Below are 11,657 nucleotides of genomic sequence, written 5' to 3' on the forward strand. Positions count from 1 at the left end.
CTACTTGGACTCCGGCTTGGCGTCGATGCCGGATTCCTTGCGCTGCTGCGGCGTGATCGGCGCGGGCGCATCGGTCAGCGGGTCGACCCCACCGCCGGACTTCGGGAACGCGATCACTTCGCGAATCGAGTCCACCCCGGCGAGCAGCGCGACGATCCGGTCCCAGCCGAACGCGATACCGCCGTGCGGCGGCGCGCCGAAAGTGAAGGCGTCCAACAGGAATCCGAACTTGTCGGCGGCCTCGTCGTGGTCGATGCCCATCATCGCGAACACCCGCTCCTGGATGTCGCGGCGGTGGATACGGATCGAGCCGCCGCCGATCTCGTTGCCGTTGCAGACGATGTCGTAGGCGTTGGCCAACGCCGAGCCCGGATCGGTGTCGAACGTCGCCTCGGATTCAGGCGTGGGCGCGGTGAACGCGTGGTGCACCGCGGTCCAGGCGCCCGACCCGACGGCGACGTCACCGGATGCGGTCGCGTCGTCGGCCGGCTCGAACAGCGGCCAGTCCACCACCCAGGTGAACGCCCACGCGCTCGGATCGATCATGTCGAGACGCTTGGCGATCTCGATGCGGGTGGCGCCCAGCAGCGCCCGCGCCGCCTTCGGCGTACCCGCGGCGAAGAACACGCAGTCACCGGGATTCGCGCCGACATGGGCGGCCAGGCCGGCACGTTCGGTCTCGGACAGGTTCTTGGCGACCGGACCGGACAGCTCCCCGTCATCGCCGACCAACACGTAGGCCAGCCCCTTGTGGCCACGCTGCTTGGCGAACTCCTGCCAGCCGTCGAGCGTGCGCCGCGGCTGCGCGGCTCCGCCCGGCATCACCACCGCACCCACGTAGGGGGCCTGGAACACCCGGAACGGCGTGTCGGCGAAGTACTCGGTGCACTCCACGAGCTCCACCCCGAACCGCAGGTCGGGCTTGTCGCTGCCGAACCGCCGCATCGCCTCGGCGTAGCTGATCCGCGGCAGCGGAGTCGGCAGGTCGTAGCCGATCAGCGCCCACAGCGCCCGCAGCACCTCTTCGGACACCGCCATCACGTCGTCGGCCTCGACGAAGCTCATCTCCATGTCGAGCTGGGTGAACTCGGGCTGGCGGTCGGCGCGGAAGTCCTCGTCGCGGTAGCAGCGCGCGATCTGGTAGTAGCGCTCCATGCCCGCGACCATCAGCAGCTGTTTGAACAGCTGCGGGCTCTGCGGCAGCGCGTAGAAGGACCCAGGCTGCAGGCGGGCGGGCACCAGGAAGTCGCGGGCACCCTCGGGGGTCGAGCGGGTCAGCGTCGGCGTCTCGATCTCGACGAAGTCGTGGTCAGCAAGGACTCCGCGGGCGGCGGCATTCACCCTGGAGCGCAGGCGGATTGCCTGCCCCGGGCCCTCGCGGCGCAGGTCCAGATAGCGGTACTTCAGGCGCGCTTCCTCGCCGGCGGTCTCGTCGAGCTGGAACGGCAGCGGTGCGCTCTCCCCCAGCACCGTCAACGACGTCGCGTTGACCTCGACCTCGCCGGTGGCGATCTCGGCGTTGGCATTGCCCTCGGGCCGGATCTCGACGACGCCGGTGACGGCAACGCAGAACTCCGAGCGCAGCCGGTGCGCCTGCTCGAGGACCGCCCCGTCCCGGAACACCACCTGGGCAACGCCTGATGAGTCACGCAAGTCGATGAAGATCACGCCGCCGTGGTCCCGGCGGCGCGCCACCCATCCGGCCAGCGTGACCGTCTGACCGGCGTCGGCGGCACGCAACGATCCGGCGGTGCGGGTACGCAGCACGAAGTACTCCTCAAAGACGGTGATGATCGACAAACCAGTCTAGAGGTGGGGTCTTCCGGCCTGACTAAGGTGCTGGCTATGCACGCCTGCGAACGCGTCGGCCTCGAGTTCCTGGACTCCGCGCCCTACCGCATCGTCAGCACGGTCGACCTCGCGATCACTCCGGAGCAGTTGTTCGAGGTGCTGGCCGACGAGAACTCCTGGCCGCACTGGGCCACGGTGATCACCAAGGTCACCTGGACCAGCCCGCCACCGCGCGGCGTCGGCACCACCCGCACCGTCGAGATGCGCGGTGGGCTCAGCGGCAAGGAGGAGTTCCTGGCCTGGGACACCTTCGAACGCATGGCTTTTCGCTTCAACGAGATCAGCACGTCCGCCATGGCGGCGTTCGCCGAGGACTATCGCGTGGTGCCGACATCGCGGGGGTGCCACCTGACCTGGATCATGGCGCTGCAGCCCGCGAACCTCGCCGGACGGGCCGGACTGACGCTGGGCGCGCCGGTGATGAACCGGATGTGCCAGCGCTTCCTGAACGAGCTGCGGCGCTACACCGACGAGCGGTTCGCCCGTCAGTAGATGCGGGCCCATGCGCTGCGGCGCACTCGATCCGGGTCTTCCTCGACCGCGTCCCGTCGCGTGGCGATCAGGCGGGTCCGACGATGCTCGACGTCGTAGAGAGGCCAGTTCGCCTCGTCGTGGACGCGATCGCTGCAGGCGAAGTCCAGCCAGGTGCGTTGCATGCGGACGCCCACCGACGGCGGGAAGCGCCGCCCGAGCGGATGCAGCTTGCGTCCGATGAAGGACGCGTAGCTGTGCTGTACGTGCACGATCTCGCTGCCGTGAGTGGCGCCGAGGCCGAGCAGGCGCAGGCTCAGCCCTGCGTGGTCGAACCGGTACATCCGGGCCGGCGCGCGTGAGCTGTAGGCGTCTGCGAATGCCCAGGCGGGCCCGCCGAACATCACGTCGGAGCCGATGGCGATGAGGGCGCTGCGCCGCGGATAGCGCGGATATGCTTGCAGCACAGAATTTTTGACGTCGGGGCCGACCCGGTCGAAGTAGGCGTGCACCGACTCCTTCGTGGTGGGCAGCATCGGCGGCCGGGTCCAGGCGAACATCGTGGCCTCGTGGCTGTTGGTGCCGATGATCAGCGGTACGCGGGCGATCTCGCCGGCGCGGGCCGCGTCAATCGGATGGCGGGGCAGCAGCTCGGTGCCGTGCGTGAGCCCGTAGGCCAACATGGGCGTCTGCGCCGCGCTCGCCAGCTGCACCTGACCGGCGGCGCGGCGCAGCTGCCGCTGCGGCAGTTCGGCCACCTCGGCCGCCGGCACACCGAGGTGGCCGAGGAAATCGCGGGCCCGCTCCGCACGTAACGCCCGGTCGGCGATCAGCGGCAAGGCGGGGCTCTGCGCGATCGCGCGGTGGAACAACCCGCTCGCCTGCGGACAGGCGAGCAGTGCCAGCACCGACGTCGCTCCGGCCGACTCCCCGAACACCGTGACGCGATCCGGATCTCCTCCGAACGACGCGATGTGCTCGCGCACCCAGCGCAGCGCAGCGAGTTGATCGCGCAGTGCCAGGTTGTCGTCGAAACCCGGACCCAGATCCCCGAGCTCGAGACCACCGAACACGCCGATCCGGTAGGTCACGTTGACGACGACGACGTTGCCGTTGGCCGCCAGGCGCGACCCGTTGTAGAGCTGGAACTGCCCGGCGCCGTAGACGAATGCCCCGCCGGGAATCCACACCATCACCGGCAGCGCGGCGGTGGTGTCCGGCGACCAGACCGTCACCGTCAGGCAGGCCTCGTCGCGGACCTTGGGATCGTCGCGGCCGCCCCCGACGAACGACGTGGTCTGCGGCGGCAGCGGCCCATGCTCGAGAGCATCGCGCACCCCGTCCCACGGCATCGGTGGCGCCGGAGCCAGGAACCGCCGCGGCCCGATCGGCTGCTGCGCGTACGGCACGCCGCGCCACACCCCGATGCCGCCCTCGATGTCGCCGCGCAGCTCACCCAGCGAGGTACGCACGACGGTGGATGGTCCGGCGACGACTGCCACAACGCGAATCGTAGTGTGCGATTCTTGACGGGCCCGGCATCCGGGCCCGGCGGCGAAGCGAGGTGGGGCCATGACCTTCAACGAGGGCATGCAGATCGATACCAGCACCACGTCGACCAGCGGGGGTGGTCGCGGTCCCGGCCGGGGTATCGCCGTCGGCGGCGGCCTGGGCGGCCTGCTGATCGTCGTCGTGGCGCTGTTCCTCGGGGTCGATCCCAGCTCGGTGGTACCGCAGCAGCAGGCCGGCCCGCAGACCGCCGACACCCCGGGCTTCGACACGAGCCAGTGCAAGACCGGCGCCGACGCGAACGCGATCGTGCAGTGCCGGGTGATCGCCACCGGCAACTCCGTCGACGGTGTGTGGGCCCAGCTGATGCCGGGCTACACCCGTCCGAAAGTGCGCCTGTTCACCGGACAGGTCGACACGGGGTGCGGTCCGGCCACCAGCGACGTGGGGCCGTTCTACTGCCCGGTGGATCAGACCGCGTACTTCGACACCGACTTCTTCGACGTGCTGACCACCCAATTCGGTTCCAGCGGAGGGCCGCTGGCCCAGGAGTACGTCGTCGCCCACGAATTCGGCCACCACGTCCAGAATCTCGAGGGCGTGCTGGGCCGGGCCCAGCAGGACCCGCAGGGCGCCACCGGCGCCGGGGTGCGCACCGAGTTGCAGGCCGACTGCTACGCGGGCGTCTGGGCGCACTTCGCGGCGATCACCAAGCAGGAGGGCACCGGGGTGCCGTTCTTGGAGCCGTTGAGCGACAAGGACATCGCCGATGCCCTCTCCGCGGCGGCATCCGTCGGTGACGACCGGATCCAGGAGTCCGCGACCGGGCGCGTCAACCCCGAATCCTGGACCCACGGCTCCTCCGAGCAGCGGCAGAAGTGGTTCACCACCGGCTACCAGACCGGTGACCCCGCCCAGTGCGACACGTTCGCGGCCCGCGACCTTGGGTAGGGCAGCCACGGCCGTCGACGCCGTCGCCGAACGCTATCTGGACACCTGGGCGCAATTGGACCCCTGCGGTGCAACGGAGGTCGGCATCGCCGGCTTCGACGACCAGGTCACCGACTACTCCCCCGACGGCTGCGCGGCCCGCGCCGACGCCGCGCGCGCCGGGCTGCGTGAGCTGGCCGGTACCGCACCGGCTGACGACGCCGACGTGGTGACCGCCGCCGCACTGACCGAACGCCTCACCGTGCTGGTCGACCTGCACGACGCGGGTCTCGATGTCGGCGAACTCAACGTGATCGCCTCACCGCTGCAGACGATGCGCGACGTGTTCGACCTGATGCCGACCGACACCGCCGACGACTGGGCCACGATCGCCCGGCGCCTGGCGCGGGTGCCCGAGCGCGTGTCGGGATACGCCGACGCGCTGCGCGCGGCGGTGTCGACGGGCCGCGCACCCGCGGCGCGCCAGATCCGCCGCGGCATCGCCCAGTCCGGCCAGATCCAGCGCCTCTACCTGGACATGGTCGCCGACGCGGTGCCCGACGATCTGACGCTGCACGCCGAGTTGCGCCGCTGCGCCGAGGACGCCGCCAACGCCTACGCCGCGCTGGTCGGAGTGTTCCGCGAGGAGATCGGCCCCCACGCCCGCGAGGTCGACGCCTGCGGTCGCGACGACTACGCGATGCTGTCCCGCTCGTTCCTCGGCGCCTCCGTGGACCTCGACGAGGCCTACGCCTGGGGCCTGGACCAGTTGAGCTCGATTGTCGCCGAACAGGATTCGATCGCCAACCGGCTGTATCCGGGGGCGAGCGCGAGCGAGGCGCTGCGGCGGCTCGATGACGAGGAACGGTATCTGGTGCACGGCACCGAGGCGCTGGCGCAGTGGATGCAGGACCTGTCCGACCGAGCCGTCGACGCACTGGCGGACACGCATTTCGAGATCGCGCCGCCGCTGCGCCGGCTGGAGTGCCGTATCGCGCCGACGAACACCGGCGGCATCTACTACACCGGCCCCTCCGAGGACCTGACCCGCCCGGGCCGGATGTGGTGGTCGGTGCCCGCCGGCGTGCGCACGTTCCACACCTGGCAGGAGATGACCACCGTTTTCCACGAGGGGGTTCCCGGTCATCATCTGCAGATCGGGCGCGCCGTCGTGTTGGCCGACGAACTCAACCGGTGGCGCCGGCTCGGCTGTTGGGTCTCCGGGCACGGCGAAGGCTGGGCGCTGTACGCCGAACGGTTGATGGCCGAACTGGGGTGGCTCGACGACGCAGGCAACCGGATGGGCATGCTCGACGCGCAACGCTTCCGAGCCGCGCGTGTGGTGATCGACATCGGTGTGCACTGCGGGCTGACCGCGCCGGACGGCGGCACCTGGGATGCCGCCCGGGCGTGGACGTTCCTGCAGTCCCACAGCGCGATGGCCGAGGAGAACCTGCGCTTCGAACTGGACCGCTACCTGGGGTGGCCGGGTCAGGCGCCGTCGTACGCGATCGGTCAGCGGATCTGGCAGGAACTGCGGGACACGGTGACGGAAAAGGGCGTGCCGCTCAAGGAGTTTCACCGGCGAGCGTTGGACCTGGGCGGGCTGCCGCTCGACGTCCTGCGCTCAGCGCTCCTCGACTGAGGATCAGAACAACGCCGGCTGGGCCGGGAGTGCCGGCGCTGGCGCGGGTCGGCGCGGGCCGGTTTGCCGAAACGAACGGCCCGGCCCCAAACCGTATTTCGCGACCAGCGGGGCGGCGCGCTGCGCGAGCATCGCCCGATAGTCGGCCGGCAGATAGGCGCCGCGCCGGTACAGCTGCCGATACTCGCCGACCAGATCCGGGTAGGTGGCCGCCAGCCAGTCCATGAACCAGCCGCGGGTGCTGCCGCGCAGATGCAGACCGAAGACCGTCACGCTCGTCGCACCCGCCGCCGCAATCCGGCCGAGCAGGTCGTCGAGATGAGCCACCGAATCGGTCAGCCGCGGCAGCACCGGGGCCACCATCACATGGCAGGGAAGGCCCGCCTCTCGAATCGCCGAGATCAACCCGAGCCGCGCCTGCGGCGTCGGCGTCCCGGGCTCGATCGCGCTGTGCAGCACCGGATCTCCGACCGCGAGGGACACCGCGACACTGACGTCGACGCGCCGCATCGCGTCGGTGAGCAGCGGCAGATCGCGGCGCAGCAGCGTGCCCTTGGTGAGGATGGAGAACGGGGTGCCCGAGTCGGTGAGCGCGCCGATGATGCCCGGCATCAGCGCATACCGCCCCTCCGCCCGCTGGTAGGGATCGGTGTTGGTGCCCAGCGCGACGGTCTCGTGCGTCCACGAGGGGCGGCGCAGTTCGCGCCGCAACACCTCGGCCACGTTGGTCTTGACGACGACCTGGGAGTCGAAGTCCTGGCCGCTGTCGAAATCCAGGTACTCGTGCGTCGGGCGTGCGAAGCAGTACCGGCAGGCATGCGAGCAGCCGCGGTAGCCGTTGACGGTGTATTGGAACGGCAGCATCGAGGCCGCGGGCACCTTGTTCAGCGCCGACTTGCACAGTACCTCGTGAAACGTGATGCCCTGGAACTCCGGTGTCCGCACGCTGCGGACCAGACCGAGCCGCTGCAGACCGGGAAGAGCTCCGTCGTCGACATCGATGCTCTGACCGGACCACCGCATACCACCATGCGAACACATGTTCGAACCAGTGTCAAGCAAGTAGCGTGGTTGGCACCATGTCGACTGACGGCTACAACACCGAACTCGCCTCCGAACAGCGCTATGTCGCCACGCTCTACGACCGCCTCGATGCCGAACGCATCCGGGTCAGGGACCGCTACCGCGGCGCCCTGCGGGGCACCGGCGGCACCCTCGTCGAACGCGATGCCGAGGTGCGCGCACTGGCGCGACAGATGGCCCGGCTCAACGTCGCCGACAGCGGCCTGTGCTTCGGCCGGCTCGACAGCATCGACGGGGAGACGATCTACGTCGGACGCATCGGCATCCTCGACGAGGCGGATGACTTCACCTCGCTGCTCGTCGACTGGCGGGCGCCGGCCGCCCGCGCGTTCTACGTCGCCACCGGTGCGTCGCCGGAGAACATGCGGCGTCGCCGCCAGTTCCACACCATGGGCCGCCGTGTGCTCGACTTCACCGACGAGATCCTCGGCCGCCCTGACGCCGCAGAAGATCTCGACGGCCGGGGCACCGGCGACGCGGCGCTCCTCGCCGCGGTCAACGCGCCGCGCGGTGAGGGCATGCGCGACATCGTCGCCACCATCCAGGCCGAGCAGGACGAGATCATCCGTCTCGACCACGCCGGGGTGCTGGTCATCGAAGGCGGCCCGGGCACCGGCAAGACCGTCGTCGCGCTGCACCGGGTGGCCTACCTGCTCTACACCCAGCGCAAACGCATGGAGAGCCACGGCGTTCTCGTCGTCGGCCCCAACGCGGCGTTCCTGGACCACGTCGGGCGTGTGCTGCCGTCCCTGGGTGAGACCAATGTCGTGTTCATGACCACCGGCGACCTGTATCCGGGACTGGGGGTCGCCGCCCGGGACACCCCCGATGTCACCCGGGTGAAGGGCGCCCTCGACATGCTGAAGGTGCTCACGGCGGCCGTCGCCGACCGGCAGCGCGTTCCGGCCGAGCCGATCCCGATCGACTTGGCCGATGTCTCCGTGCGCATCGACCCGGACATCGCGCAGTGGGCCGTCGACGAGGCCCGCGCCAGCGGAAAAACCCACAACGACGCCAGGGCGGTGTTCGCCGACGTGCTGACGTGGGCGCTGACCGAACGCGCGATCGCCAAGATCGGCAAGGGTTGGTTGACCCGAGAGGACCGCAACGCGTGGGAGCACCTGCGCTCGGAACTGGTCGAGGAACTCGACGATCACGCCGGCTTCGCCGCGGCGCTCGACCGGCTGTGGCCGATGCTGACACCCGAAATGCTTCTGGCCGAGCTGTATTCGTCCCCTGAGCGGCTGAGTGCTGCCGGCGCTGACCCGATCCTGCTGCGCACCGATGGGCAGGCGTGGACGGTGTCCGACGTGCCGCTGCTCGATGAACTGGTCGACCTGCTGGGTCGCGACAAGAAGGCCGAGGCGGCCGCGGAGAAGGATCGCCGCGAGGAAGCCGCCTACGCCGCCGGGGTGCTGGACCTGATGATCGGCCGCGAGGACCTCATGGACGACGAGGACCAGCTGCTGGCTTCCGACGTGATCGCGGCCGAAGAGCTCGCCGAGCGCTTCGAACAACGCGACACCCGCGACCTCGCCGAACGTGCTGCCGCAGATCGGGATTGGACGTACGGGCACGTCGTGGTCGACGAAGCCCAAGAGCTCTCCGCGATGGAGTGGCGGGTGCTGATGCGGCGTTGCCCGCGCCGGTCGTTCACGATCGTCGGGGATCTGGCCCAGCGCCGCTCCGCCGCCGGCGTGACGTCCTGGCAGTCGATGCTCGAGCCGTATGTCAACCAGCGGTGGCTGTACCGCCCGCTGCTGACGAACTACCGCACCCCGAGCGAGATCATGGCCGTCGCCGCCGCGGTGCTCGCCGAGTTCGCCCCGGATGTGACACCGCCCGAATCGGTCCGCTCGTGCGGGGTGGCGCCGTGGTCACGCCGCGTCACCGAGGACCAACTGACTTCTGCCATCGAAGAATTCGTGCGCACCGAGGCGGCAATGGAAGGCACCAGCGTGGTCATCGGTCCGCCCGGCACCCCGGGCGCGGTCGCACCCGCGGACACCAAGGGGCTGGAGTACGACGCGGTGCTCGTCGTCTCCCCGGAGACGATCATGGCCGACGGCCCGCGCGGGGCCGCTGACCTGTACGTGGCACTGACCCGCGCCACCCAGCGGCTCGGCGTGCTACACAGCGGAGCTCTGCCCGAGGCGCTGCGCGGACTGACCGAGCAGCGAACGGGTTAGCTCACCACTGGGCGCCCTGGCACAGCGGGCTGTAGGGGTGATCGCCCTGGATCACGATCTGCCCGTCGACGGCGACCTCGCAGTGCGCATTAGGCGCCGCCTGCCCGCCCTTGGTGGTGCTGCTCGCCCACACGTACGCCCACTGCGGATCGCTCAGCGTGGTCTCGAACGTCCACGGCTGTCCGGGTGCGATGGTGACGGAATCGCGCTTGATGTAGGCGTAGGCGTCGGCGTTGTAGGCCGCCTTGTCCGTCGGCTGGTTCACCAGATACGTCACGTCGAACTGGTACGGGCCGGCGGTGCTGATCGTGTAACGCACCTGATGACCGGCCGGCTGCGCACTGGCGACACCGGGACTCACCGCGGTGGACCCGAGCACGGACGCGGCCGCGACCATCAGGGACACCCCAACCTTGGCTGTAGCTGTTCGCATGTCGATCACATCGCCCGACGGTACCCAACCGTTACCGGCCTTCGCTCGGTGTGGCCCCATAGCCGGTGAACGGCAAACCAACTCCCGCGCCAGCCAACAGGTTAACCGTGCCGTCACACACAGACATTTGACAGAAACACGGGCGCTCTAACGTCCGGAATCGACACCGACCCGTGTCGACAATCCCGCGTTCACCCGTCGCCCACCCATGGCGACACTGCATGTTCTGCGCAGGTGAACCCGGGTAAACACTGTCGACCATCAGAAAGGCCCTCTATGGAGCATCCTCGGCGCCACCCGTCCCGGCGCACCGCGCTCGCCGCGGGGAGCATCGTCGCGGCGGTCAGCTTGCTGGTAGCAGGCTGTGGAAGCAAGGCGAGTGAGTCAGATTCAGCAAATGCGGCGTCGTGCGTGGACACCTCCGGGTCCACCATCAAGGTCGGATCGCTGAACTCACTGTCGGGCACGATGGCGATTTCCGAGGTCACGGTCCGTGACTCCATCAAGCTGGCCGTCGACGAGATCAACGCCGCCGGCGGGGTGATGGGCAAGCAGATCCAGCTCGTCGGCGAGGACGGCGCGTCCGAACCCACCGTGTTCGCCGAGAAGGCCGAAAAGCTCATCAGCAGCGACTGCGTGGCCGCGGTGTTCGGCGGGTGGACCTCCTCCAGCCGCAAGGCCATGCTGCCCGTCTTCGAGTCCAACAACTCGCTGCTCTACTACCCGGTGCAGTACGAGGGCCTGGAATCGTCGCCGAACATCTTCTACACCGGCGCCACCACCAACCAGCAGATCGTGCCTGCGCTGGACTACCTCAAGGAGAAGGGCGTCAAGTCGCTCTACCTGGTGGGCAGCGACTACGTGTTCCCCCAGACGGCCAACCGCATCATCAAGGCCTACGCGGGCGCCAACGGCATCGAGATCAAGGGCGAGGACTACACGCCGCTGGGTTCGACGGACTTCTCGACCATCGTCAACAAGGTCCGCACCGCTGACGCCGACGCCGTGTTCAACACCCTCAACGGCGATTCGAACGTCGCGTTCTTCCGCGAGTACAAGAACGTCGGCCTGACCCCGCAGCAGATGCCGGTCGTGTCGGTGTCCATCGCCGAGGAAGAGGTCGGCGGCATCGGCGTGCAGAACATCACGGGGCAGCTGACGGCCTGGAACTACTACCAGACCATCGACACCCCGGTGAACAAGAAGTTCGTCGACGCCTACAAGAAGGCCTACGGCGCGAACAAGCCGACGTCGGACCCGATGGAAGCCGCCTACACCTCGGTGTACCTGTGGAAGAACACCGTCGAGAAGGCGAAGTCGTTCGAGACCAAGGCGATTCAGGACAACGCCGGCGGCGTCACGTTCGACGCGCCCGAAGGCCTCGTGACGATCGACGGCGAGAACCACCACATCACCAAAACCGCCCGCATCGGCGAGATCCGGCCCGACGGACTCATCTACACCGTGTGGCAGTCCCCCGGCCCGATCGAGCCCGATCCGTTCCTGAAGTCCTACCCGTGGGCCGCCGGCCTCTCCGGCTGACCCG

Annotated in this window: 9 protein-coding genes; 5 read left to right on the forward strand and 4 right to left on the reverse strand. The window is 69.1% G+C overall.

What is annotated here, in order from left to right:
• Positions 1-1,791: an aspartate--tRNA ligase gene (aspS, locus tag ACZY1G_RS27340; protein WP_463824157.1), complete on the reverse strand. Its 1,791-nt coding sequence runs from the start codon at positions 1,789-1,791 to the stop codon at positions 1-3.
• A 54-nt stretch (positions 1,792-1,845) separates the two neighbouring features.
• On the opposite strand from aspS, the gene ACZY1G_RS27345 reads away from it, so the two are divergent.
• On the forward strand, positions 1,846-2,343 hold the full coding sequence (locus tag ACZY1G_RS27345; RefSeq protein WP_463816577.1) for an SRPBCC family protein: 498 nt from the start codon (positions 1,846-1,848) through the stop codon (positions 2,341-2,343).
• Here ACZY1G_RS27345 and ACZY1G_RS27350 read toward each other — a convergent pair.
• On the reverse strand, positions 2,337-3,914 hold the full coding sequence (locus ACZY1G_RS27350; protein ID WP_463824113.1) for a carboxylesterase/lipase family protein: 1,578 nt from the start codon (positions 3,912-3,914) through the stop codon (positions 2,337-2,339). The genes ACZY1G_RS27345 and ACZY1G_RS27350 overlap by 7 nt on opposite strands.
• Between ACZY1G_RS27350 and ypfJ the strand changes: the two genes are divergently transcribed.
• Complete coding sequence (gene ypfJ / locus ACZY1G_RS27355) at positions 3,895-4,782, forward strand: KPN_02809 family neutral zinc metallopeptidase (protein WP_463816579.1); 888 nt, start codon at positions 3,895-3,897, stop codon at positions 4,780-4,782. The genes ACZY1G_RS27350 and ypfJ overlap by 20 nt on opposite strands.
• Positions 4,775-6,406 carry a DUF885 domain-containing protein gene (locus tag ACZY1G_RS27360; RefSeq protein ID WP_463816580.1) on the forward strand — a complete coding sequence of 544 codons (1,632 nt, stop codon included), beginning with the start codon at positions 4,775-4,777 and terminating at the stop codon, positions 6,404-6,406. Before ypfJ ends, ACZY1G_RS27360 begins: the two co-directional genes overlap by 8 nt.
• Positions 6,407-6,409: 3 nt before the next feature.
• Here ACZY1G_RS27360 and ACZY1G_RS27365 read toward each other — a convergent pair whose 3' ends face one another.
• Positions 6,410-7,429 carry an Rv2578c family radical SAM protein gene (locus ACZY1G_RS27365; RefSeq protein WP_463824114.1) on the reverse strand — a complete coding sequence of 340 codons (1,020 nt, stop codon included), beginning with the start codon at positions 7,427-7,429 and terminating at the stop codon, positions 6,410-6,412.
• A 56-nt stretch (positions 7,430-7,485) separates the two neighbouring features.
• On the opposite strand from ACZY1G_RS27365, the gene helR reads away from it, so the two are divergent.
• Positions 7,486-9,678 carry an RNA polymerase recycling motor ATPase HelR gene (gene helR / locus ACZY1G_RS27370; RefSeq protein ID WP_463824115.1) on the forward strand — a complete coding sequence of 731 codons (2,193 nt, stop codon included), beginning with the start codon at positions 7,486-7,488 and terminating at the stop codon, positions 9,676-9,678.
• Position 9,679: 1 nt separating this feature from the next.
• Here helR and ACZY1G_RS27375 read toward each other — a convergent pair whose 3' ends face one another.
• Positions 9,680-10,111, reverse strand: a complete 432-nt coding sequence (locus ACZY1G_RS27375) for a hypothetical protein (protein ID WP_463816583.1) — start codon at positions 10,109-10,111, stop codon at positions 9,680-9,682.
• Positions 10,112-10,387: 276 nt separating this feature from the next.
• On the opposite strand from ACZY1G_RS27375, the gene urtA reads away from it, so the two are divergent.
• The gene (gene urtA, locus ACZY1G_RS27380) at positions 10,388-11,653 is read left to right on the forward strand and encodes an urea ABC transporter substrate-binding protein (protein ID WP_463816584.1); all 1,266 of its coding nucleotides are present in this window, start codon (positions 10,388-10,390) and stop codon (positions 11,651-11,653) included.
• Positions 11,654-11,657 lie beyond the last annotated feature (4 nt).

Source organism: Mycobacterium sp. IDUB_5, from assembly GCF_055419565.1.